This window comes from uncultured Sphingosinicella sp. (assembly GCF_963974575.1).
In the GTDB taxonomy this organism is placed as follows: domain Bacteria; phylum Pseudomonadota; class Alphaproteobacteria; order Sphingomonadales; family Sphingomonadaceae; genus Sphingosinicella.
Genome location: NZ_CAXBBQ010000010.1, coordinates 14192 through 37973, shown reverse-complemented (window position 1 = coordinate 37973; position 23782 = coordinate 14192). Strand labels below are relative to the sequence as shown.

Annotated in this window: 17 protein-coding genes; 9 read left to right on the top strand and 8 right to left on the bottom strand. The window is 62.4% G+C overall.

The annotated features are described in order from the left end of the window. Positions 1-8: 8 nt before the first annotated feature. Genes AAC014_RS16055 through AAC014_RS16035 form a run of 5 tightly spaced genes read right to left on the bottom strand, consistent with a single transcriptional unit; the run spans position 9 to position 6853 of the window. On the bottom strand, positions 9-1187 hold the full coding sequence (locus tag AAC014_RS16055; RefSeq protein ID WP_339710449.1) for a beta-ketoacyl synthase N-terminal-like domain-containing protein: 1179 nt from the start codon (positions 1185-1187) through the stop codon (positions 9-11). Between the two features lie 24 nt (positions 1188-1211). Next, entirely contained in the window at positions 1212-3032 is a 1821-nt protein-coding gene (locus tag AAC014_RS16050; protein ID WP_339710447.1) for a CocE/NonD family hydrolase, read from the bottom strand. A 1-nt stretch (position 3033) separates the two neighbouring features. Continuing rightward, positions 3034-4596 (bottom strand): AMP-binding protein, encoded by a 1563-nt coding sequence (locus tag AAC014_RS16045; protein WP_339710444.1) that lies wholly within the window; start codon positions 4594-4596, stop codon positions 3034-3036. Then, the gene (locus AAC014_RS16040) at positions 4593-5942 is read right to left on the bottom strand and encodes an aminotransferase class III-fold pyridoxal phosphate-dependent enzyme (RefSeq protein WP_339710441.1); all 1350 of its coding nucleotides are present in this window, start codon (positions 5940-5942) and stop codon (positions 4593-4595) included. The genes AAC014_RS16045 and AAC014_RS16040 overlap by 4 nt, the downstream gene beginning before the upstream one ends. Beyond that, a complete protein-coding gene (locus tag AAC014_RS16035; protein WP_339710439.1) occupies positions 5942-6853 on the bottom strand; it encodes a bile acid:sodium symporter family protein in 912 nt (303 codons plus the stop codon). The genes AAC014_RS16040 and AAC014_RS16035 overlap by 1 nt, the downstream gene beginning before the upstream one ends. Positions 6854-7319: 466 nt before the next feature. Here AAC014_RS16035 and AAC014_RS16030 point away from each other — a divergent pair, with 466 nt between their 5' ends. The 6 genes from AAC014_RS16030 to AAC014_RS16005 all read left to right on the top strand — a co-directional run bounded on the left by AAC014_RS16030 (position 7320) and on the right by AAC014_RS16005 (position 16265). Further along, positions 7320-9599 carry a TonB-dependent receptor gene (locus AAC014_RS16030; RefSeq protein ID WP_339710437.1) on the top strand — a complete coding sequence of 760 codons (2280 nt, stop codon included), beginning with the start codon at positions 7320-7322 and terminating at the stop codon, positions 9597-9599. Between the two features lie 26 nt (positions 9600-9625). Then, positions 9626-11254, top strand: coding sequence for a carboxylesterase family protein (locus AAC014_RS16025; protein WP_339710435.1), 1629 nt, complete (start codon positions 9626-9628; stop codon positions 11252-11254). Further along, positions 11251-12816 (top strand): AMP-binding protein, encoded by a 1566-nt coding sequence (locus AAC014_RS16020; protein WP_339710433.1) that lies wholly within the window; start codon positions 11251-11253, stop codon positions 12814-12816. Before AAC014_RS16025 ends, AAC014_RS16020 begins: the two co-directional genes overlap by 4 nt. Before the next feature lie 48 nt (positions 12817-12864). Then, positions 12865-13560, top strand: a complete 696-nt coding sequence (locus tag AAC014_RS16015) for a TetR/AcrR family transcriptional regulator (protein ID WP_339710431.1) — start codon at positions 12865-12867, stop codon at positions 13558-13560. Positions 13561-13643: 83 nt separating this feature from the next. Further along, positions 13644-14537, top strand: coding sequence for an SDR family NAD(P)-dependent oxidoreductase (locus AAC014_RS16010; protein WP_339710429.1), 894 nt, complete (start codon positions 13644-13646; stop codon positions 14535-14537). Between the two features lie 60 nt (positions 14538-14597). Then, positions 14598-16265 carry an MFS transporter gene (locus AAC014_RS16005; RefSeq protein ID WP_339710427.1) on the top strand — a complete coding sequence of 556 codons (1668 nt, stop codon included), beginning with the start codon at positions 14598-14600 and terminating at the stop codon, positions 16263-16265. A gap of 5 nt (positions 16266-16270) precedes the next feature. On the opposite strand, the gene AAC014_RS16000 is transcribed toward AAC014_RS16005, so the two are convergent. Continuing rightward, positions 16271-16753 (bottom strand): hypothetical protein, encoded by a 483-nt coding sequence (locus AAC014_RS16000; RefSeq protein ID WP_339710425.1) that lies wholly within the window; start codon positions 16751-16753, stop codon positions 16271-16273. On the opposite strand from AAC014_RS16000, the gene AAC014_RS15995 reads away from it, so the two are divergent. The 3 genes from AAC014_RS15995 (at position 16730) to AAC014_RS15985 (ending at position 19792) form a co-directional block, all read left to right on the top strand. Further along, on the top strand, positions 16730-17398 hold the full coding sequence (locus AAC014_RS15995) for an IclR family transcriptional regulator C-terminal domain-containing protein (protein ID WP_339710423.1): 669 nt from the start codon (positions 16730-16732) through the stop codon (positions 17396-17398). The genes AAC014_RS16000 and AAC014_RS15995 overlap by 24 nt on opposite strands. A 274-nt stretch (positions 17399-17672) precedes the next feature. Then, positions 17673-18986, top strand: coding sequence for an aspartate aminotransferase family protein (locus AAC014_RS15990; RefSeq protein WP_339710421.1), 1314 nt, complete (start codon positions 17673-17675; stop codon positions 18984-18986). A gap of 50 nt (positions 18987-19036) precedes the next feature. After that, on the top strand, positions 19037-19792 hold the full coding sequence (locus AAC014_RS15985) for an enoyl-CoA hydratase/isomerase family protein (protein WP_339710419.1): 756 nt from the start codon (positions 19037-19039) through the stop codon (positions 19790-19792). A 145-nt stretch (positions 19793-19937) separates the two neighbouring features. Here AAC014_RS15985 and AAC014_RS15980 read toward each other — a convergent pair whose 3' ends face one another. Together AAC014_RS15980 and AAC014_RS15975 are read right to left on the bottom strand one after the other, a co-directional pair. After that, complete coding sequence (locus AAC014_RS15980; RefSeq protein ID WP_339710417.1) at positions 19938-21119, bottom strand: CoA transferase; 1182 nt, start codon at positions 21117-21119, stop codon at positions 19938-19940. Between the two features lie 75 nt (positions 21120-21194). Further along, positions 21195-23729 (bottom strand): TonB-dependent receptor, encoded by a 2535-nt coding sequence (locus AAC014_RS15975; protein ID WP_339710415.1) that lies wholly within the window; start codon positions 23727-23729, stop codon positions 21195-21197. Between the last annotated feature and the right edge of the window lie 53 nt (positions 23730-23782).

Sequence of the window (23782 nt, the reverse complement as noted above, 5' to 3'; positions counted from 1 at the left end):
CCGCGTTGCTATATCGCCGCGTACGCCGTGACGACGCAGGCGCCCCCCAAACCGAGATTGTGTTGAATCGCGCGCCTGGCGCCATCGACCTGACGCCCCTCTGCATTGCCTCGCAATTGCTCGACGAGTTCGAAGCATTGCGCGAGTCCTGTTGCACCCAGCGGGTGGCCCTTCGACAGGAGCCCGCCCGAAGGGTTCATCACCCAGGCGCCGCCATAGGTATTGTCTTCATCGCGCACGAGCTTTTCGGCTTCGCCTTCGCGCGCGAAACCAAGCGCCTCGTACATCACGAGTTCGTTGACGGTGAAGCAGTCGTGAAGCTCCACCACCTGCGCATCGCGCGGACCCCAACCGGCCTGTTCATAAGCCTTCTTTGCGGCGGCAGCGGCCATCTTCGGGCCGATGAGCGCCAGCATACTCCCCGTATCGAACACATCGTCATGATCGGTTTCGAGCGCCTGCCCGACGATCTCTACACGGGGCGTGAGCCCATGCCTGCGCGCGAACGCTTCCGTGCACAGCACCGCCGCCGCGCCGCCGCAGGTAGGCGGGCACGCCTGCAAGCGCGTGATCGGCGGACTGAGCGGCGGTGCGGCCATCACCTCTTCCAAGGTGATCGGCGTGCGGAACAGCGCCTTGGGATTGTGCGCCGCATGGCGGCGTGCCTTCACCGCGATCTGCGCGAACGTTTCGGGCGCCGCGCCGTAACGCTTCTGGTATTCCTTGCCCGCGTAGCCGTAGAATTCGGGCAGATACGCGCCGTCCGTCTGGCCGCCCGCAGCAGCGAGCTTTTCGAGATGCCGCCCGAGCGGCGCCGGGCGGTCGCCATAGGCCATCAGGATCGGCCCCGGTGCCATCTGATCGAACCCCACCGCCAGCGCGCATTCGGCCTGGCCCGAAAGGATCGCCTGCCGCGCCAGAAAAAGCGCGGTCGAACCCGTGGCGCAGGAATTGGTGACGTTGAAGATCGGCACGCCGGTGAGGCCAAGCGGATAGATCGCGCGCTGGCCCGCGACGGAGTCGCCGAACACGTAACCGGCATAGACGTGCTCGATATCCCGGTAGCCGATCCCGGCATCTGTGATCGCGGCAAGCGCGGCGTCTCTGCCGAGTTCGGTGTAATCGGGGCTCTTGCCGGGCTTGTAGAAGTCCGTCATGCCCACACCGGCGACCAACACTTTCATCATAACGGATCTCCCTCCTCGCCCCTTTCAGAGGCCTTGTGTTTCGCCCGCCGCCCCGCTTGACCAGGGGCGCAGTGGAATATCGATGAAACTTGCGTCGGCGCCGCCGACATCGACGCTCCAGATCGGGTCGCCCGTGGTCGGATAGCGCGCGAACGTGTCCCGATCCGCGCCGGCGAGCAGCAGCACCAGCCGATCCCCGGCAGCGATGCGCGCCGCGACCGGGAATGCATCGAAGACGATGCGCGCCATTTCGCCGGGCACCACCGGCTGGACATCCGCGCGCCGGAACGAGCGCTCCAGAGCGCCACCCTCTTCGCGCACGCGCCGATGCAGCACCCGGAGCATCCCTTCCGTGAGATAGACCAGGCGACCATCGGGACGCTGAACGGCGAGATAGGCGAACACCGCGCCATCTTCGTGCGTTGAACTGAGCGTCAAGGCGATGCGCGGCGCACCCGCGAGTTCGAAATCCTGCGTGAACGGCGCGGAGGTGAAACGTACCAGCGATGCATTCCGATCGGGCCAACCCGCGTAGTCGGGAATGACGCCGGTGTTGGCGGTCCAGCGATTGGCCGCACCCGTCGTCGCATTGAAATCGACCTTGTATGAGACCGTGATCTCCGATGCGCCGGCTTTGTCGCGCAGATCGTTTTCGCCGAGATAGAATCGACGCGGTTCGATGCCGACCGGCGGCCACACCAGGGTTTGCCGCCACACATCGGTGCCGAGGATCGCGTATCGGATCGTGCGTGTCGCCGCACTGGCCAGCGCCCGGTCGGCGAAATCCGCGAGCAGATCGAACTGACGCTGCACGGAAGGAACCGGCGGCTGCGGTTGCGGCTTGAACGGGTCGGCACCGGCGTAAGCGCCATGCGACGCGGCGGTGATGCGCACCTCCACCGGCACGCCTTTGGAGAGCGCGAACCTCTCCAGCGCCGATTGCGCGGTGCCCGCGTCGAGCCAACTGCCCCACACCTGTGCCGGCACGCGGGCATTGCGCACGGCGTCGGCGCGCGCGACCGTCCCCATGCCTGCGATGGAAAAATTTCGTCCGGGCAGCGGATCGTCGGCGTACGTGACGCCGAGCAGATCGATATCGAGCCGTGCATTGGCGAGGTGATCGCGCAGCGCCGTGCGCGCCTCAGCGTAGCTCTCATCGCCATCGACCGGTCCGATATGGATCATGCCCGCGCAGGCCGCCGCGTCGGCGATGCACGCCACGCTGCGATCCTTGCCCGCGACGGCCGCACCCCACAGATCGCGCATCATCGCGTTGGCGACCCCGCCCGGGAAGAACAGGTGGCGATAAGGATCGCTTTCGGCCGAGCGCACGATCGCCGCGCGGATCGCAGGTTCGCCCAGCGTCGCGCCGAGATCTGCGGCGTCGGCGCTGTACGAAAGCCCCATCAGCACGACCGCGCCATTGCTCCAGCGTTGCGAAGCGGCCCAGCGGCTGATCGCACCGACATCCGCGATCTCGGTGTCGCTGAGTTCCGCCTCGCGCATGCCGCTCGACACGCCGCTGCCGACGGAATCGAACACCACGAGCGCATAGCCGCGCTGCGTCCATTCATTGGCGAAGTGCATCTTCACTTCGCCGCGGCGGCCATAGCGGCTGCTCACCACCAGCGTCGGCACGCGTTCGTTCGCGGCGTGCCGGGGAAGATAGAGATCGACCGCAAGGCGGTCGCCGCCGGAGCCCTTGACGTATAGCGATTGCGCGCGCTGAGGCAGGTCAGCCGATGGATCATCGGCATGTCGAGCGACCGGCGCACACGCCGATATCGCAGCCAGAACGAGCACGCTGGCCACCATGCGCGCTGAAAGGAAGCGGGCGCCGCGCATCTCAGTTCACCGCGCGTTCGGCGCTGGCCCAATAGCGGGCGCGGAGCGCTTTCTTGTCAGGCTTGCCGAGCGGCGTCAGCGGCAATTCGGTGACGAATTCCACGCGCTTGGGCGCACACAGCGCGCCCTTGGCATCGCGCACGCACGCGATCAGAGCGGCCGCGTCGGCAAAGTCCCCGCGCTGCGGCACGACGACCGCCAACACCGCCTCGCCCCACTTCTCGTCAGGCGTCGCCACCACGGCTGCAATCGACACTTCGGGGTGGCGATTGAGAACCTCTTCGATGTCGCGCGGGATCACGTTGAAGCCGCCGGAGATGATCAGGTCTTTCTTGCGATCCTCGATAAAGAGGTAGCCGTTCTCGTCCATCCGCCCCATGTCGCCGGTGCGTAGCCAGCCCCCGCCCATCGCCTCTTCGGTTGCGTCGGGGCGGTTCCAATAGCCTTCCATCACCAGCGGACCGCGCGCGCAGATCTCCCCGATTTCGCCCGGCGGCACGGGATCGAGATTGTCGTCCATCAGCGCCACCGACGTTGCGGCGCTCGGAAACCCGCACGACATCAGCATGTGCGGGCGCGTGAGATCATGATCGGCCTTGCCGAGCACGCTGATGATGTTGGGGCACTCGATCTGCCCGTACACCTGCACGAAGATCTGACCGAAAGCCTCGATGGCCTTGGCGAGCTTCGCGGGCGACATCGGCGAGGCGCCGTAGACCAGCGTCTGCAGCGGCCCCGCGCCGCGCTCCCAGATCTCCGGCCGGTCGAGGAGCACATAGATCATCGTCGGCACGAGGAAGGTCGCCGTGATGCGATGCGTGTGCAGCTCGTCCACAAATCGCGCGGGATCGAATTTGGCGCGGAGCACGAGTTCGCCGCCGCGCAGCAGGGTGGGAAGAATGAACAGGAACGAGGCATGGCTGATCGGCGTCACCGCCAGAAAGCGCATCTCCTGCGGCAATTCGCATTCGCTCGTCTGAAGCAGCAGATTGGTCACCAGCGAGCGGTTCTTGTGCACGACGCCTTTCGGCCGGCCGGTGGTGCCGCCGGTGTAGACGACGAACGCGGGCGTATCGCCGCCTGTCACCGCCTGCAGCGGTGCAGGTTCAGCCGCTTCAGCCGCCGCTTCGATGCTCGGCGCGTAATCGAGGCCGCCGAACGACATCGTACGCATACCGGGGCACTGCGCCGCCACATCGCGGCCGTGCTGCGCGAAATGGCGATCATCGACGATGAAAAGATCGATGTTCGCGTCCTGCAGCGCGAACGCATGGTCTTCCACATTGGCCTTGGGATGGAGCGGCGTGTAGCGCAGGCCGAGCATCAGCCCGGCCGCGAGCGCGACAACCGCTTCAACGCGATTGGCGGAGAGCAGGGAAAACGCGCTGCCTTGTTTCATCCCCGCCGCGAGATAGGCACCGGCGTAGCGACGCATGTGCTCGCCCATCTCGCGATAGGTCATGGAACCGTGATCGTCGCTGAGGGCAACCCGATCGCCGAAGCGGCGCGCAGCGCGCACGAACAGCTCGCCGAGCGTGCTGGAGAGATGGATGTCGTCGTTCATGATATCTTGCCGTCGATGCTGCGTTCGAATGCGCCAAGGGCATCGTCGATAATCTCGACGAGCCTATCGATATCCGCGCGCGTCGAGATCAGCGGCGGGCATACCATAAACCACTCGCCGAACTGCCCCCCGCCCGTGCGCCGGTGCAACATGGCGAGCCCGCGCTCCATCATCAGATGCTCGATCCGCGCGGGTGCATTGAGTTCAAACGGATAAGACTCTCTGGTTTCCTGATCGGCGACGATCTCGATCGCGAGCTGCAGACCGCGCCCGCGAATATCGCCCAGCGAGCGCCGCCGCTTCTGCACGGTCCTCAGCTGGTCTTCGAGATAGGCGCCGGTCTCCGCGCTCTGCGCCACGAGATTGCTTTGCACCAGCTCATCCAGAACCGCGCAGCCGATCGCGCATCCCATCGGGTTTGCGACATAGGTGTGGCCGTGCGCGAAGCCGCCGACGGCGCGCAGTTCATCCACCAACGCCGAAGAGGTCACCAGCGCGCTGATCGGCGCATAGCCGGACCCCAGGCCCTTGCCCAAAGTGAGGATGTCCGGCGCTGCGCCCGGGACATAATGCGACGCGAGGAATTTGCCGCATCGCCCCGCACCGCTCATGATCTCGTCGTGGATGAGCAACACGCCGTGGCGATCGCAAATCTCGCGGATACGCCGATAGTAGCGATCCGGCGAAACCAGCGCACCGGTGGATGTGCCCCCGACGAGCTCGACGATGAAGGCGAGAACTGTCTCCGGCCCTTCGCGCCTGATCGCCTCGTCGAGCGCCTCCGCGCAATAATCGACATAGGCGTCCGCATCGAAGCCTTCCGGCGTGCGATAGGTGATCGGCGCCGGGATTTTCGGCATCGGCACCATCATCGCTCCGAACAATTGCTCCATCACCGGATCGCCGGTGACGCTGAGCGCGCCAAGCGTTGCACCGTGATAGGATGGCATCCGGCTGATCACCTTGTGGCGGCTCGCCTGCCCGCGCGCGAGGGCGAGCTGGCGCGCGAACTTCAGCGCCGCTTCGGTCGCTTCCGATCCGCCATTCAGGAAGTAGGCTGAATCGAAATTGCCTCCACACAGTTCGGCCAATCGGCCTACCAGTTCCTCATCGGGCCGGCTTTCCCAGATGCGGGCATACGCGAAGGTGATCTTTTCCATCTGCGCGCGCATGGCGGCGAGCACGCGGGGATGGCTGTGGCCAAGGCCGGTCACCACCGCGCCGGACGACCCATCGAGATAGAATTTGCCGTCCTTGTCGAAGATGTAAACGCCTTCGCCGCGCACTGCGATGGGGAATGAAGGCGCGCCCGGCGGCGAAATGAATCCTTGTGCCGACAGGCGCATCAGTTCGGTCCCTTGAATGAAGAAAGTTGAGCCTGGGGCTGGCGCACGGCACGGCGCGCCCAAAAGCGCTCGATACCGATGTAGGCCATGCCGACGGCAAAGCCCGTGGCGGAGTTGAGGATCAGCGGCAGCGCCATCGCAGGCTGCGCCAGCAACGAAGTGACGATGAAGATCGCCAGGCCTTCCTGCCGGATGGCATGTTCGCACACGATGGCGGTGCGTTCAGCCCGCGCCACCGAAAAGAGGCGCGCGAACAGGAAGCCAGTGCCGACCATCAGCAGATTGAGTGCCAGCACCGCGGGCCAAACGCGCGCCACGGCCTCTACGAAGGTCTCGCGCTGCTGCCACATCAGCAGCAGAAAGATCGCGATGATAACAACCGCCGCGACATGGCGCAGCGGCGCCTCGATCGCGTCGCGCACGCGGGGCAGATATGCCCGCACCAGCATACCGAGCGCCACCGGCAGCAGCGAGATGCGCGCCACAGGGACGATCGCCTCCAGCGGCGAAATGGAAACGCGTTCGATGCCGCCCATGAAAATGGCGTAGCCGATGGTGAGCCACAGCGGCGCGAGCACGCTGTAGGCGACCGACCCCGCCGCCGTCATCGAAACCGAGAGTGCGAGATCGCCGCGCCCCCAGAAGGTCAGCAGGTTCGAAAGCGTGCCGCCGGGGCAGGTCGCGACAAGATATATGCCGACTGCGAGCGCAGGCGCCGCACCACTCAGGTGCGCCACACCGACACCGAGCGCGGGCACGATCACCAGCAGACACGGCAGCGCCACCAACAGCGCCTTGGGATGGCGCACGATACGCGCGAAGTCGTCCAGCCTGAGCGCCAGCCCGAGCGAGAACATCATGATCGCCAGAGCAATCGGCAGAACGAAGTCGTAGACCATTAGCGAGAGCACCAAGCCATCACAGCGACCGCCAGGGGCCTGCGCCCTGCCCCGCCCGCCTCGGCAAACGCAAGGAAAGCGGCGGAAAACGTCGACCTATGCTGCCCATCGCCCCAATGCCCCCCCTTTGTGCATTTGTTATACCCATACCTCATCCTCACATTTATGCAAATGATATAAAGTGAGCGCTGGTTGGTCGGCGGGGATCAACCAAGCGCGCCGGATAGTAGGAGTCGGAGCGTACCCTACGCCGCTGCTGACAGGGACGACGCACCCAGAGGTCCACCAGCACTACCCGGCGCTTGCGGATGCGGGGCGCCTTCCCATGATCGCGGTCGAGATGGGGCGCACCGCATTTGCCATCATGGACGAAACTTTCATTCACACACTTCATAGTGAATATTGACTCGATCGTGAGTATTGCGGATAAATGACCTCAGATCGGCGATAACAAGCGCCGACGGGGAGGAGAGGTCTTATGAAAGCTGGACTTTTTGCGTCCGTCTCGGCGGCCGCGCTTTTTGCATCATCCGTAACGGCCATGGCCCAATCGACCGGCGCTGGAGCCTCGGCGGAGAGCACGGCAGCACGAGATGTCAGGCGCGACGAGGATATCATCGTCACAGCGACCCGCCGAACGGAAAGACTCCAGGATGTCCCGCTCAGCGTCACAGCGTTCGGACAGGAGGATCTCGACGATCTCGGCATCGTCGGGTATGAGGGCATTGCCCAGAATACGCCCGGCATCGTCGTCAATCGGCCGACTCAGAATTTCAACAATTTCACGAGCCGCGGCATCAACACCAATGGTTACAGTGCCGGACTGCAGAGCGCGGTGGCCATCTATGTTGACGAGCTGCCGATTTCCGCGAACGGAAACTCAACGATCCTCGACCCCAACCTTTACGATGTAGAGCGGGTCGAATTCCTGCGCGGCCCACAGGGCACGCTGTTTGGCTCGAATTCGCTCGCGGGCGCCATGCGTATTCTGACGCGTAGCCCCGATCTCGACGAATTCCAGGCGTCCGCCAGCGTCGACCTTGGCCTGACCGGATCGAGTTCGGTGCGCCAGCGCTACAACGCAATGCTCAATGTCCCGCTCATGACCGACCAGCTGGGCCTGCGTGTCACTGGCTACTATCGCAACGAGGACGGCTGGATCGACAACGTCGGCACGGGCATCAAGGATTCGAACAGCCTCGAAGCCTATGGCGGGCGCGCGATCCTGCTGATGCAGCCGAGCGATCGCATGAAGGTGAAGCTGCTCGTATCCTACGAGAACAGCAAACCGGCGGATTCGGCGCTGACCAACCCTACGCTTGGCCGTTTCACGCGGCGGTCCGACCGCCCCGATCTGTTTCAGGGCAAGCTCACGAACTACAATGTCACGGTCAATTACGAGTTCGATTTCGCCGAGCTGATCAGCTCGACGACGTTGTCGGATTATGACGCGTCCTTCTACGTCGATCTCGCCGGAACATTCGCGCAATCGATTCCCTTCGCGCTCGACGCTTATGGTTATGACGATCTGTTCGTCCAGGAAACCCGGCTGGTTTCGCGTACATCCGGGCCCATCCAATGGGTCGCGGGTTTCTTTTATTACGACAAGCGGCGCACAGTCGATTTCGCCTATCGCTCGACGCAGGAGTTTCTCGATGCGCGCGGCCTGACCGGCCTGCCCGACGAATATTATCAGCGTTTCAACAGCTATACGGATCAGACGGAGATGGCCGGATTCGGCGAAGCCTCCGTCCACTTTACCGACAATTTCTGGATTACGGGCGGGCTGCGCTACGGGCGAACCGAGGTCCAGTCCTTCACTCGCGGCGGCGGTTACAACAGCAATTACCTGACCTACGCCCTTTTCGGCGTTACCAACAGTCCGCTCACGGTAACACCCGTCAACGCCGCGACGGGATTGAAGGTCAGCGACGATCGCGTTTCCTACAAAGCAAGCGTTTCGTGGAAACCGATGCCTGACCTTACCACCTACGCGACAATTTCGACGGGATTCCGCACGCCGGTCGTGAACGCCCGCGCGGGCCTCGTCAGTGTGATCAATCCGAGCGACATCGTCATTCCCGACGGTGCGAAATCGGATGGCGTGACAAATTACGAGGTCGGCATCAAAGGCCGCTGGCTGGGCGGCGATCTTACCACCAACTTGGCAGCCTATTACATTGATTGGAAGGACATTCAGGTTCAAGCGAACCGCGTGTCGGATTCGATCCAGTTCGCGACCAACATCGGCGGCGCGGAAAGCTACGGCCTCGAGTTCGAGGTTGTTGCAAAGCCGGTCCAGGGCTTGAGCCTGGCCTTCAACGGCTCCTTCAACAGAGCCAAGGTAACCGAATTGTCGGCGATTGAAGCCGCGATTTCTGGTGCGGAGCCCGGTGTCCGACTTGCCTCGCCGCGCTTTCAGGGTTCGAGCACGCTGCGCTACGATTTCTCGATCGGCAATGACAGGAACGCGTTCGCATCAGTCAACGTCTCTCACACGGGCGCGTTTCCGAACCAGTTCCCCAACGTGCCGGGCAATCCCAACGCGGCAAGTCCCACTTACGATTACACCGAGGCGTGGACGAACGTGAATTTGTATGCGGGCGCGAAACTCGGGAGCCTCGATCTCACGGCGTATGTCGAGAACCTCTTTGACGACAGTTCGATCACTTATGTTCACCCCGAGGCTTTTCTCGATGGTCGCTATGCCCGGCTGCGGCCGCGTACGGTTGGTGTCCGCGCCAACTACCGCTTCTGATGCACCCGGAGCGGAGGAAAGGTTCGATGATCCGCCTGCACGTCGCGCTCATACTGACGGCTCTGGCCGCCGGTCCGGTCGTTGCCGCCGAACCGGTGGTGGACGCTCCGGCAGGCGTGCTTCAAGGGGCAAGTGATCGCGGCGTGCGGGTCTTTCGCGGGGTTCCATATGCGCAGCCGCCGCTGGGTGAACGCCGTTGGCGTCCGCCCGGCGCGCTGCCGCGTTGGGACGGCGTTCGCGATGCGTCGAAATTCGGCGCCGCGTGCATGCAGCCCAAACCGCGCGCCGCCAGCATCTACGCCTGGGCTCTGCCTGCGATGAGCGAGGACTGTCTGTCGCTCAGCATATGGGCACCGGATACGGCAAAGCAGGCCCCGGTCTTCGTATGGATTCACGGGGGCGCACTTACGACCGGGTCCGGAAGCGATCCGATTTACGACGGCACGGCGCTTGCGAAACGCGGATTGGTGGTGGTGTCGATCAACTACCGGCTCGGCGTGCTTGGTTATCTCGCGCTTCCGCAGCTCAGTGCGGAATCCCCGGACAGTGTTTCAGGCAACTATGGCCTGCTCGATCAGGTGGCGGCGCTCGAATGGGTGAAGCGCAACATTTCGGCCTTCGGCGGCGACCCTGCCAATGTCACGGTCGCAGGAGAATCCGCAGGCGCGCTTAGCGTCATGGCGCTCATGGCCGCCCCCGCCGCGCGTGGGTTGTTCCACAAGGCGATTGCACAAAGCGCCTATATGGTGTCCGCCCCCGCCCTGCGCGACCCGCTGAACGGCATGGTCCCCGCCGAGGACCAGGGCAGCAGCCTTGCTGTAAAACTCGGCTCAACCGATCCGGCCGCGTTGCGCGCAATGGATGCGACGACCCTGACCGAAAACGCAGCAGGCACCGGGTATTTTCCGTTCATCACGATCGACGGCAAAGTCCTGCCGCGCCAACTGGTCGATACGTTCGACCGGAACGAGCAGGCGCCGGTCCCGATCCTCGCAGGCTTCAACAGTGGCGAAATCCGCTCACTGCGTTTCCTCTTGCCGAAGCCGCCTGCGAATGCAGCCGCCTACGAGGCCGCGATCCGTGCGGGCTACGGCGATCTCGCCGACCTGTTCCTCGCCCGTTATCCGGCGAAGACGATCGAGGAAAGTATGCTCGCCGCAACACGTGACGCCATGTACGGCTGGACCGCCGAACGCCTCGTTTCAAACCAGGCGGCGCTCGGGCAAGGCGCATACTTCTATCTCTTCGATCACGCCTATCCCGCGACGCAGGAATGGAATCTCCACGCCTTCCATGCCGCGGAACTGCCTTATATTTTCGATACGGCCGGCAAGACGCCACCGCTCTGGCCAAAAATTCCGTCAAGCCTTTCGGAACGCAAGCTGAGCGATGCGATGGGAGACTATTGGGCAAGTTTCGCCGCGACCGGCAAACCGCGGGCGAAGGGCTGGCCGGATTGGCCATCCTATGCCGAAAATCGGGGTTTCCTGCATTTCGCGGATGTACCCCGCGCGGGCAACCATTTGTTTCCCGGCGTCTCGGCTCTGCACGAGGCGGTCGTGTGCCGCCGTCGCGCGGCGGGAGATATCGCGTGGAACTGGAATGTCGGGGTTGCAGCGCCACCCTTGCCGCCGAAAGCCAAGGGGTGCCAATGAACGACGGTTCGATGCAATATTATGGTCTGACGCTCGACAAGTTCCTCTCCCACGCCGCGAAATGGCATCCCAACGCTGAAGTGGTGTCGGCGGGACCGAATGGTGTCCGGCGCATTTCCTATAGGGCGCTGCACACGGGTGCGCGCCGCGTTTCGGGCGCATTGCACGCGCTGGGCATCCGCGCCGGCGATCGCGTGGCAACCCTCGCGTGGAACACGCAGGGGCATCTCGAGGCCTGGTACGGCATCATGGGCATGGGCGCGATCTGCCACACGCTCAACCCGCGTCTCACCGCGACACAACTCGGCGGGATGCTCGCCCAGTCGCAGGCCGCGCTGCTGCTCGTGAATGCCGATCTTCTGCCTCTGGCACGGGAGGCGGCCCGTAATCTGCCCGCGCTGCGCCGTATCCTTCTGATCGATACGGATGAGGGCGCGGAGGATGCCGATGCGCTCGCGCCGCTCGTCGCCGAGGCGCCGCACGATATCCCGTGGGGCGATTTTTCGGAGACGGCGCCGTCGGGGCTCTGCTTCACTTCGGGCAGCACCGGCGCGCCCAAGGGCGTCACCTATACGCACCGCGGCTGCTACCTGCACACGATGCGGCAGTTGCAGGCCGATGTGCTTGGCCCGACCTCGCGCGATGCGATCCTCGCCGTCGTGCCGATGTTTCATGCCAATGCGTGGGGGTTGCCGTTCGCGGCGCCTGCGGTGGGGGCAAAGCTGGTGCTTCCGGGACGCCACAGCGACGGCGCGCACCTGGCGCGACTCATTCGCGAAGAGGGCGTGACAGCCGCAGCGGGGGTGCCCACCGTCTGGCTCGGCCTTGTCGAGCATCTGGAGGCGGAAGGCGGAGATGTGCCGACGCTTGAACGCATCCTGGTGGGCGGGTCTCCCATGCCGTCGGCGCTCATGGAGCGTATCGAGCGCCGCCTGGGCGTCGAGATCCAAACGAGTTGGGGGATGACCGAGCTGTCTCCACTCGGGACGGCAGCGCTACCGGGCGATCCGCGTCGCCGCGCCTCGCTGTCGGGCCGCCCCGCGATCGGCATCGATCTGCTCATCACCGATGCCGAAGGATGCCCGCTTCCCGAACAGCGCGGAACGGAAGGCCATTTGCGCGTGCGCGGCGGCACGGTCGTAGAGCGCTATTTCGGGCAAGATGCGCCCGCCACCGATGCCGACGGCTGGTTCGACACGGGCGACCTCGCACGTATCGACGAAAGCGGAAATCTCACCATCACCGGCAGATCCAAGGATCTTATCAAGTCCGGCGGCGAGTGGATCAATCCCGCCGAGATCGAAGCCCTGGTCAGCGCGCTGCCGCGCGTGTCGCTCGCCGCCGTCATCGGGCGCTCCGATCCTAAGTGGGGTGAGCGGCCGATCCTTCTCGTCGAGACATGCGGCGATTCGATCAGCGACGAAGAATTGCTTGCGCCGCTGGCCGGGCGTATCGCGTCCTGGTGGGTTCCCGATGCAGTCATCCGCCTTGATGCAATGCCGCTCGCACCGACAGGCAAGATCGATAAGATGCAGTTGCGGGCCGAATATGGTCAGGCCTAGATTCGAACGGCAGCTACGCGACGTGACGATTTCGAAAGGGAAGTGATTTTGGCGTCCAAGGTAAAGCCTCAGACGAAACGGCCATCAAAGGCGGAGCAGCGCGCCGAAACGATGGAACAAATTCTCGACACTGCCGAACAACTGTTTTCCAAGCACGGCTTTTATGGCGTGACGCTGAAGGATGTGGCAAAGCGCGTGGGCGTTCATCATACGCTCCTCAACTATTATTTCGACGACAAGAAAACGCTATTCGATGCAGTATTCGCCCGCCGTGCTGTCGTTACGATTGAAAAGCGCACGAAGGCGCTCGACGACTACGAAAAAGCTGCGGCCGGAAAGCCGACTGTCGAGGGCGCGCTCCATGCGTTTCTCGATATCGACCTCGATCTCTACATCCAGGGCGGCGAAGGCTGGAAAAACTATGGCGCCTTCTGCGCTCAGGCGTCGAACAGCCCCGAAGGCGCCGAATTCATGGACAAGTATTTCGATCCTGTCGTGCTGCGGCTGATCGAAATCCTGAAAAAGGCGCTGCCCGACGCCGCCGAGGAAGACATCTTCTGGGGCTATCATTTCGTCACCGGGGCACTGATGCTTACGCTTGCGCGCACGGGGCGTATCGACAAGCTCTCGCACGGACTTTGCCACTCCAACGACTATGAAGCCGTCAAGCAGCGTATGGCGCGCTTCATGGCGGCTGGTTTTCGCGAAATATGCGATCAGCTAAAGGCCGAGCGGACAGGCTGAACGGCTAGGTCCCATGCCGGAACTGTCATGTCTTTTTGATTAACTCACGTGTGAGTTATTATATGATGAGCAAGGAGGAGAGCATGAATCTGGCCGGGCGGGTGGCGATCGTAACAGGTTCTGGCGGAGGGCTCGGCCGTGCACATGCACTGCTGCTCGCGCGCGCAGGTGCCCGCGTCGTCGTCAACGATGTTAACGAGGCTGCGGCGGAAAGTGTCGCTGCAGAGATCGTGTCCGCCGGCGGGAAGGCGCTGTCCGCACCGGCCTCTGTCACGGATGAGGCCGAAGTCGCGGCGATGGTAGACGCCGCCACCAATGCCTGGGGCGGCGTCGACATCCTGATCAACAATGCAGGCATCCTGCGCGACAAGAGTTTTGCGAAGATGGACATCGCCGATTTCCGGCTGGTCGTCGACGTGCACCTGATTGGCGCCGCGATCTGTTCGAAAGCGGTGTGGGAGCAGATGCGCGCGCGTCGTTATGGCCGGATTGTCATGACGACGTCCTCGTCGGGCCTCTATGGCAATTTCGGTCAGGCCAACTACGGCGCAGCGAAGATGGCACTTGTCGGGCTGATGCAGACGTTGGCGCTTGAAGGCGAGCCCTATGGCATCTGCGTCAATTGCCTCGCGCCCACGGCGGCAACACAGATGACCGGTGGTGTGCTCGCTCCCGAGGCACTCGCGCGGCTGGCTCCGGAGGCCGTAAGCCCCGGCGTGCTCGCGCTGGTGAGCGAGGATGCGCCGACGCGTGCAATTCTTTGCGCGGGCGCGGGACATTTTGCGCGCGCCAACATCACGCTCACCGAGGGCGTTTTCATTGGAACCGGGGATGACGCAGCAGAGCGCGTCGCCGCACAATGGGAGCAACTCTCGGATCGGCGCGGTGAGATCGTACCCGCCTACGGCTTCATGCAGGCGGAACGCGAACTGGAAAATGCCGGCTACACCGAACAGACGGTGTCCGTCGCGCGCTGATAACGAGCACGGCGGAGGGGCCGAGAAGAGCCCAGAGCCGATTTTGATGGGAGGAAGAATATGGCAACCGAGAGCGAAGCCTTGCCCGCCGAGGCGAAAGGTCAGAGCGACAAGCTCGTCATCACTGCGTCATCGCTGGGAACGGTGTTCGAATGGTATGATTTCTATCTCTACGGACTGCTCGCCACCGCCCTCTCCCGGCATTTTTTCTCGGGCGTCAATGAAACCACCGGTTTCATCCTCGCGCTGATGGCCTTCGCTGCAGGCTTTGCGGTGCGCCCCTTCGGCGCGCTGGTATTCGGCCGGGTCGGGGATGTCGTCGGACGCAAGAACACCTTCCTCGTCACCATGGCGATCATGGGCCTGTCGACGTTTGCGGTCGGCTTCCTGCCGGGTTACGACGCCATCGGAATTGCCGCCCCGATCATCCTGATGACACTCCGATTGCTTCAGGGTCTCGCGATCGGCGGCGAATACGGCGGTGCCGCTGTCTATATCGCCGAGCATGCGCCGCCGGGAAAGCGCGGTTTTTATACGAGCTTTATCCAGACGACGGCAATGATCGGCCTGATCCTCGCCTCCACATTCGTGGTCGGCCTGCGCAATTTCATGGATGCGGAAACCTTCAACGACTGGGGCTGGCGCCTCCCCTTCATCTTCTCGATCGTGCTGCTTGGCATCACCCTCTGGATACGGCTGCAGCTTGAAGAGAGCCCGGTGTTTCAACGGATGAAGAAAGCGGGAGCGACGTCGAAGGCGCCGCTCCGCGAAGCGTTCGGGGAATGGCGCAACCTCAGGCTCGTTCTCATCGCGCTGTTCGGCGCGGTCGCTGGTCAGGCGGTCATAGGTTTTGCCGCACATCTCTATCCGCTCTTCTATCTCGAAAAGATCGCGAGGGTGGACGGCGCCACCGCCAACTTCCTGGTCGCGACCGCGCTCCTGATGATTATCCCAAGCTTCGTCTTCTTCGGCTGGCTGAGCGACCGCATCGGACGCAAACCGATCATGATGACAGCGTGCGTGATTGCCGTTTTCTCGTATTTCCCGCTCTACAAGGCTCTGGTTACGGCAGCCAATCCGGCAATGGCGGCGGCTGTCGAAAGCGCACCCGTGCAGGTCGTCGCCGACGCAGACGAATGCTCGTTCCAGTTCGATCCGATCGGACGGAACAGTTTCGACACGACAAGCTGCGACATCGTGAAGACCTATCTCGCACGCGGCGGTATCAACTATTCAAACGTCAACGCCTCTCCCGGCACGATCGCGACGGTCCGGATCGGCGATGAAGCCTTTACCGCACCGAACCCTGCCTTGCTGAAGGGTGAAGCGAAAACCGCCGCCGTCGCAGCGTTTCAGACTGACGTGCAGGCTGCGTTGTCACGAGCAGGCTATCCGGATTCCGCCGACCCCGCCTCGGTCGACAAGCTGAAGGTCATCGGCATCCTCTGTATCTTCGGTGTCCTTGCCACGATGGTGTATGGTCCGCTCGCGGCGCTGCTGGTCGAACTCTTCCCGGCGCGCATCCGATACAGTTCGCTTTCCCTGCCCTACCATATCGGCAACGGCTGGATCGGCGGTTTCATGCCGACGATCGGCTTCGCGATGGTTGCGGCCACGGGCAACATCTATCAGGGTCTCTGGTATGCTGTTGTCATCGCGGCGATCACAGCGGTTGTCGGCATCCTGTTCCTGCCCGAAACCTACAAGCGCGATATCGAAGCCGATTGATCGCGTCAGGCCCTCGCCGCCGCCGCCAGAAATTGGCGGAAGGCGGCGATCGTTGTCGCAATCTCTCCGGGATCGATGCAGCGCGCGTCGTCGTCCTCGACATGATGAAAGCGGTGCAACCCGAAAACGCCGGCGACCGACGGATAGCCCGCAGCGACGATCGCCGCGAGTTCGCCCGCCGAAAGCGCGGCGGCGGAATAAGGACTTTCGAGGCCTGCAAGACCCGCGAAAATGCAGCGGGCAAGCGGCAGGTGCTGGGGGCTGACGGCAAGATAGCGCTGCGAGTCCGTGCCCGCCAGCGGCGCGAGTCCGAACAGCCCTTCGTGCCAGTCCCGCGCCGCGAGATTGGCGCCGAGGTGCAGCCAGAAATCTGTATCCTCGGGCTTTGGCGCCACCGCCTTCAGCGCTTCTTCCGCGCCCAGATTTTCATACTCGTGCCCGCTGTTGCAGAGGAACGCGAGATTATGATCGGGCAGCGCAGCGGGCATCCGGCGCGCGAGGTCGAGCCATGCCGCGATGCCACCCCCACGCTCAAGCGCAGCCGCACTTACCTGCCGACGATGAGGATTGCATTGCTTGGCAGCTGGGTCGCGACCGATCTTTTCGGCGGGCTGAACATCCTGCGTGTGATGGAAGATCTCCGCGACGCGACAGGCGAAACGGTCGTCCTTGCCGCCCGGAGCGACCTTCAAGTGCAATATGTTCATGTGGTCCATTCCAACGAAGCGCTGCAGTTCGCCGTTGCGCCCGGCACGCTGCGGCCGCTGGCCACCTCGGGATTCGGGCGACTACTGTTGAGCGCGGAGAAGACTGCGGACATCGAAGCGACCATCCGACGAATAGATGCGCGCCGGGCATCCCATGAAGCGAAAATAAATCAACGGGAGCTGATGGCTGACCTTGAGGCCGTGCGCGACCAAGGATTTGCAACGTCCGACAGTCGCGTCACACCCGGCGTCTGCACGATGGGCGTTCTGCTTCTGCCTACGCCTTTCGGCCGCAGGTTCGCCCTTGGCGTGGGAGGCCCTTCGGCCCGCATCAGCTCCAAAAGCATCGCCATCCTGGGTTTCCTGCGCGAGGCGGCGAAGATCTTCGAGACGGCCGTTAAGAAGGCGCGCACAACCGGCGCCTGATATCGTGTGCCCAGCGGCTACGCCCCAATTCTTTTTATAGGTGTGGATTTGCCTTCCACGCACAAGCTCAGACGCGATTAGAAAATCCTGTTCACCAGTCAGCGAGAGGTATTTGCGTTTAATCTCGCGAAGTTTGGCCGCTACATCTGCACTCGAAAAGGCAGGGGCAGGCATCGTGACAACTTCCACATCGATGTATCTGGTGCATGAGACTGCCTTCTGGATTTGCGACGAGGCAATCACCTCGAGCTCAAACGCAGCGGGATAACCGGCAATGGATAAGATGCTGAACAACTCGGAAGCCGATATCTGGCAAAAAGCGGATCGCCATCTGCTGAAATACATGGGAACAGGTGGAACGTTCACCTCATTCATTCCCACCCGGGCCGAGGGATCGTGGCTCTACGACGCCACGGGGCGCAAGGTGCTTGATTTCACCTCCGGGCAGATGAGCTCCGTGATCGGGCACGCTCATCCGGACCTCGTTGAGGCTGTGCAACAAGCCGCTGGTACGTTGGACCATCTGTTCAGCATGATGATCTCCAAGCCAGTCGTGGACTTGGCTGCCGCCTTGGCGGAACTGGTACCCGCTCTTCCGCGCGCGATGTTTCTGTCTACCGGCGGGGAGTCGGTCGAAGCAGCGATCCGGCTCGCGAAGGTGGTTACGGGCAAATGGGAAATCGTCGGCTTCGCCCAATCGTACCATGGATCGACCGGGGCTGCGGCGTCGGCAACGTATTCCCTGGGGCGAGGCGGCCAAGGGCCGCTCATGCCGGGATCTTTCGCCATCCCCGCGCCAAACCCCTATCGGCCACGTTTTGCCGGGGTGACGTGGCAGCAGGAACTCGACGACAGCTTCGACCTTCTGGATCGTCAGTCCACCGGCAATCTCGCCGCCTTCATTGCGGAGCCGGTTCTCAGTACAGGCGGTATCATCGACCTGCCGCTCGGGTATCTGGCGGCACTGAAGAAACATTGCGAACGACGGGGCATGCTCCTCATCCTCGACGAGGCGCAGACAAGCCTTGGTCGCACCGGAGAAATGTTTGCCTTCGAGCGCGACAACGTCGTGCCGGACGTGCTTCTGCTTTCGAAGACGCTCGGCGCCGGTATGGCCATGTCATCGGTTCAGACGTCGGATGCGCTCGCGGAAGAGGCCGAACGGCGCGGGTTCTTTTTCGTCACCACGCACGGCAATGACCCGCTTCCCGCCGCTGTCGCCTTGAAGGTTCTGGAGATTGTTAAGCGCGACCAGCTTGTCGAAAGATCGCGGGTTCTCGGAAGCCGTCTCCGACAAGGATTGCAGAGCCTGATGCAACGGCACCAATGCATCGGTGACGTTCGAGGCAGGGGTCTGTTGCTTGGGATGGAGTTCGTTCCGTTCAAGGGAAAAAGCGCGACTGACCTTGCCCGGGAAGTTACTGAGGTTGCGCTGGAGCGCGGTCTGTTTGCAAACATCACCGGTGCATATTCAGCAGGCATTCTCCGGTTTGCTCCACCAATCAACTCGACGGACGAAGAGATTGATTTCGGCGTGAGCGTTCTGGACGCTTCCATTTCCCAAGTCGCGGAGTCTGCGGGCAAATAAGCTCAGGGACAAAAAACGACATTGGGCGTACAAGGGGTCAGGAGACCTGCATGCACGAATATGCGGACGTAGGATTTGAGGTCGTCGGGAACGTTGCCGTTGTCGAGATGAGGCGACCGCCGCACAACTTCTTCGACCTCGAGCTGATGAACGCGCTCGCTCAGCTTTTCGAAGACATAGATGAAGACGCTTCACTTCGCGCGATCGTTCTGACGGCGCAGGGGACCGCGTTCTGCGCCGGCGCAGACTTCAGCACTCCGGGCGGCCCGTCCCGAGATATCTACCCCGCCGCCGCACGAATGTTTGCAACACGCAAGCCCATCGTTGCTGCAATACAGGGGCCTGCCGTCGGGGGCGGCTTCGGACTGGCACTCGTTGCGGATTTCAGGGTTGCAGCGCCGGAAGCACGATTTTCCGCGAACTTCGTGAAGCTTGGCATTCACCCGGGCTTTGGCCTGACGCATACCCTTCCCCGTTTAATCGGCGTGCAGAAAGCATCGCTCCTCATGTACACGGGTCGGCGTCTGAATGGGGAACAGGCGCTGGCTTGGGGGCTTGTCGATGAACTGGTTGATCAGTCGGAACTGCGCGAGGCTGCGCTGAAGCTGGCAGGCGAAATCGCCGAGGCCGCACCGCTCGCCGTCATCTCGACACGTGCAACGCTGCGCCAGGGTCTCGTCGATGCGTATCGCACGCAGGTTCAGCACGAAAGCGACGAGCAGACCAAGTTATTAGCCACCGCGGATGCTCGCGAAGGGATGGTCGCAGTCGCTGAACGGAGACCTGGTCGCTTCATCGGCGCCTGAGCTATCCGATGAAGCGAATCGTGCCTGTGCGGCGTTCCCTAGTCCCCGTGCGGTCCGCTCAAATGCGCACCGGTTGAGAGCGAAGTGGTTGTGTCGCTGGGTATCGAAGGCGGGATGGGCATTGGCCGCCGAGACTAGCCTCTCTTCAGATAACGCCTTCGTTCTGCAGGCTGTTCATCTGCTGCCGACTCATCCCCAGAACATCACCGTAAATCTCCTCATTGTGCTGGCCAAGCTCCGGCCCCGCCCAAGCGACCTCTCCCGGCGTTTCGGAGAGCTTGGGGAAGACATTCTGCATCCAGAGGTTCTGAAAGTGCGGATGCTGCACCTTGATGATGGCTTCGCGCGCCTTGAAATGCGGATCTTCCAGCATATCGGGCGCCTTGTAGATCTTCCCTGCCGGCACGCCGTGCGTCTCCAAGTGCGCCAGAAGATCGGCGCTGGACCATGATTTCGTCCAGGCGCTGATCATGTCGTCCAGTTCCACCTGATGCTCGCCGCGCGCATGATGCGTGGCGAAGCGCGGATCGCTTCCAAGCTCCGGATGCCCCATCGCTTCCGCCATGCGCTTCCAGACGCTGTCCTGATTTGCCGCGATCAGAATTTCGCCGTCCGACGTGGAGTAGACATTCGAAGGCGCGACCTTGGGCAGCGTCGCGCCCGTCCGTTCCCGCGTGAAGCCGGCCTCGGTATATTCGGGAATCGTCGATTCCATCATGGCGAGCACCGCCTCGTAAATTGCGGAATCGACCACCTGCCCCTGCCCCGTGCGATGCCGATTCTGCAAGGCCATCAACGCGCCAAGACAGGCGAACGTGGCGGCAAGCGAGTCTCCGATCGACAGGCCGACACGGCTTGGCGGCGTGGACGGATCGCCCGCAAGGTTTCGAATGCCGCCCATGGCCTCGCCGATCGATCCATATCCGGCACGTCGTGCGTAGGGGCCGGTTTGTCCGAAGCCCGTCACGCGGATCATGATCAGCCCCGGATTGATGGCCGAAAGCTGATCGTAGCCCAGATTCCACTTCTCCATCGTGCCGGTGCGGAAATTCTCAAGCAGGAAGTCCGACTTCTCCACAAGGCGCCGCACGATATCCTGACCGCGCTGATCGCGAAGGTTGAGCGTGATGCTCTTCTTGTTGCGCGCGACGACGGGCCACCAGACCGGCTTGTTCCGCCCCCACTCGCGCATCGGGTCGCCCGCGCCCGGCGCTTCGATCTTGATCACCTCGGCGCCGTGATCGGCCATCAACTGTCCGCAGAAGGGTCCGGCGATCAGTTGCCCCATTTCGACAAGCCGCAACCCCTGCAACGCTCCAGACGCCATCATTCACTCCTTCAGAGCTTCCGGATCAGCGTCAGCCGATCCGGAAGGCTTCCATTCTACGGCCAGTCGCCGGGGTCAGAACTTGTATGCCAGTTCCAGACCATAGCTGCGGCGTATACCCGCCGTCAGGAAGTCGCCGCCGAATTCCGGCGCGGGAATGACTTCCGCCACGTAATTCTTGTTGAACATGTTTTCGGCAAAGGCACTGACCGACCAACTGTCCGACTTCAAGCCGACGCGCAGGTTGAAGATGCCGTAGGGATCGCGCTGCGAGTTCTTGAAATTCGCGGCCAGCCCGAAGATCGTCGGCACGGTATTGTCCTGGACGGTGTGGAACCAAGTCTTGCCGGTAATACGGTAATCGGCGCGCACCAACAGCGACAGTGCGTCGCTGAGCGGGGCGTCGATCTGGCTGCCGATGTTGAGCGTGTAGTCCGCCGTGTAGGGAGACTTGTTGCCTTCCGTATACGGCCGCGCATCATTCCGCTTGATCTTGCTGTCGGTCACGTTGAACGAACCGAACAATGACCAGCCATCGATCAGGCGGAAGCTCGCCGAACCTTCGGCGCCGTACAGTTCCACCTTGTCGATGTTGGAGACGACGCGCAGCAGTCCGAACGGTCCCACGAAGAATTCGAAGAACTGCATATCCTTCACGGTCGTATGATAGCCGGCGAAGTCGAACGTCAGGCGTCCATCAAGCGCTTTGCCCTTGATACCCGCCTCGAACGCGCTCGATCGCTCCTTCCGGTAATCGTCGAAGATCGACAGGCCCGATGCGATGGTGGCGTTGAAGAAATTGTCGATAACGGCCTGCGAACCGCCGTTGTTGAAGCCGCCCGACTTGAAGCCGATGCCCCAGTTCGCAAACAGCGAAAGATCGGGGCTGACCTTGTAGCTGAGCGTGACCTTGGGCTGCAGCTGCTTGTAGGTCTGGCTCCGGTCGGCGAGAATGCCGCTTGGGTTGTAAACCGGATCGAGCCCGGGGTTCAGATAATAGTTCGCGGGCGTTGTCGCAGTGCCGTTCGGATTTCCCGTGAGCACGTTGCCGACCCAGCGTGTCAGCCTGCCCGTGGGCACGTTGTTACTCGTGCTGCGATCTTCAATATCATAGCGAAGCGCAACGCCGATCTTGAAGGCTTCAGTCACATCATAATCAACCGACCCAAAGGCCGCATAGACCTTGGTCTTGAAATTATCATCCACCAACGATTCGGTGCGGTTTGTCGGGTCGGTCGTATAACACTCGCGAACGACGCCCTGCCCGGTATCGAGGCCGAGGTTGATACAGGTCCGGCGGTCAAGTGACAGGAAATATCCGCCGAGCTGCCAGCGCAGTGAATCCGTTTCGCCGACAAGACGAAGCTCCGCGCTGAAATCTTCCTGATTGCGGCGCTGGTACTGTGTGCCGTCGCACGTTGTAGGCGAATACGGCTGCGCGCCGACAAACGCGCCCCCGAGATAGGTTTCATCGAATGGCGCCTGGTTTACAACAGGCACCGTTCCCGCCGCGGTCGCCTGACATGTTGATTCATTTCCGAAGAAACCGAATGCACCGCTCGTGCCATCGGCATAGAAATCATTCTTGATGTTGCTGTAGGCAACGTAGCCGATCAGATCGACCCCGCCGAGCGACTGCGTGAGGCGCGCCGACGCCTCTATGGTCTTCTGCGTGTTCAGCGGATCGATGTTCGGCGTGAAGATAAACTTGTGATCGTTTATGTCGATGTTGAAGGCCTTGTCGGCACCTTCCAGCGCCGGAATCTGGAACGCCGCATTGAACGCGATCGCACCGCTGCGGACCTTGCCGTAGCGCGCCTTCAGATCGATTTCCGTAGCGTCGCTCGGCGTAAAGACGAGGCGGCCGTTCACATTCCAGCGCTCATAATTGTCCATCGAGGCGGCTTTGGTACTGTTGCCCGGGTAGAGCGTCTTGTTGATATCGCTCGGTAGGAAGCTGTTGCGGAAATAGCCATCCCCGCGCCCGTAGTCGCCGTTGATGACGAAACCCACGGTGTCGCTGAGCGGCCCCGCGATCAGCGCGGCGGCTTCCACCGTATCGTTGTTGCCGTAGCTGACGCGTGCACTGCCTTCCAGTTCGGCGCCCGGCTTCTTGGTGGTGATGATAACCGCGCCTGCGGCGGCATTTCGCCCGTAAAGCGCGCCCTGCGGGCCCTTCAGCACTTCGATCTGCTGCACCGATCCCTGGTCCTGGTTCAGCGACGAAGTGTTCGATTTCTGGATACCGTCGACGACCAGCGCGACATTGCTTTCCGCATCGCGTGCACCGTTGATGCCGCGTATGTTGATTTGCGTATCGGCCGCCTCCACGTTTCCGGTGACAATGGTAACGCCGGGCGTCAGCTGCACGAAATCGGCCGCGACGCGGGCGCCCGTGTTCTCGATGGCTTCCGCTGTCAGCACCGAAACCGCCGCCGGAACGTCCTGCAATTTTTCGTCGAACCGGCGTGCCGTCACCACGATTTCGCCACCCACAGGTTCGGCGGTCTCGCTTGCCTGTTCCTGCGCGTAAGACGGCGCGGGAAGCGAAAGCACGATCGCAAAAGCGGTCGTGAGACACGTTGCAAGTCTAAGTTCGGATTTCGTCATGGTATCCCCCTTGTCCCTTTCCAATGCTGTTGCCCTGAACGCTCGCTTGCGGA

What these genes read in the sequence shown, in the direction of transcription:
- AAC014_RS16045 (WP_339710444.1), bottom strand. Translation starts at nt 4,596, where the DNA reads ATGAACGACGACATCCATCTCTCCAGCACGCTCGGCGAGCTGTTCGTG.
- AAC014_RS15975 (WP_339710415.1), bottom strand. Translation starts at nt 23,729, where the DNA reads ATGACGAAATCCGAACTTAGACTTGCAACGTGTCTCACGACCGCTTTT.
- AAC014_RS16055 (WP_339710449.1), bottom strand. Translation starts at nt 1,187, where the DNA reads ATGATGAAAGTGTTGGTCGCCGGTGTGGGCATGACGGACTTCTACAAG.
- AAC014_RS16020 (WP_339710433.1), top strand. Translation starts at nt 11,251, where the DNA reads ATGAACGACGGTTCGATGCAATATTATGGTCTGACGCTCGACAAGTTC.
- AAC014_RS15990 (WP_339710421.1), top strand. Translation starts at nt 17,673, where the DNA reads ATGGATAAGATGCTGAACAACTCGGAAGCCGATATCTGGCAAAAAGCG.
- AAC014_RS16030 (WP_339710437.1), top strand. Translation starts at nt 7,320, where the DNA reads ATGAAAGCTGGACTTTTTGCGTCCGTCTCGGCGGCCGCGCTTTTTGCA.
- AAC014_RS16050 (WP_339710447.1), bottom strand. Translation starts at nt 3,032, where the DNA reads ATGCGCGGCGCCCGCTTCCTTTCAGCGCGCATGGTGGCCAGCGTGCTC.
- AAC014_RS16000 (WP_339710425.1), bottom strand. Translation starts at nt 16,753, where the DNA reads ATGCCCGCTGCGCTGCCCGATCATAATCTCGCGTTCCTCTGCAACAGC.
- AAC014_RS15995 (WP_339710423.1), top strand. Translation starts at nt 16,730, where the DNA reads ATGATCGGGCAGCGCAGCGGGCATCCGGCGCGCGAGGTCGAGCCATGC.
- AAC014_RS16005 (WP_339710427.1), top strand. Translation starts at nt 14,598, where the DNA reads ATGGCAACCGAGAGCGAAGCCTTGCCCGCCGAGGCGAAAGGTCAGAGC.
- AAC014_RS16010 (WP_339710429.1), top strand. Translation starts at nt 13,644, where the DNA reads ATGAATCTGGCCGGGCGGGTGGCGATCGTAACAGGTTCTGGCGGAGGG.
- AAC014_RS15980 (WP_339710417.1), bottom strand. Translation starts at nt 21,119, where the DNA reads ATGGCGTCTGGAGCGTTGCAGGGGTTGCGGCTTGTCGAAATGGGGCAA.
- AAC014_RS15985 (WP_339710419.1), top strand. Translation starts at nt 19,037, where the DNA reads ATGCACGAATATGCGGACGTAGGATTTGAGGTCGTCGGGAACGTTGCC.
- AAC014_RS16040 (WP_339710441.1), bottom strand. Translation starts at nt 5,942, where the DNA reads ATGCGCCTGTCGGCACAAGGATTCATTTCGCCGCCGGGCGCGCCTTCA.
- AAC014_RS16025 (WP_339710435.1), top strand. Translation starts at nt 9,626, where the DNA reads ATGATCCGCCTGCACGTCGCGCTCATACTGACGGCTCTGGCCGCCGGT.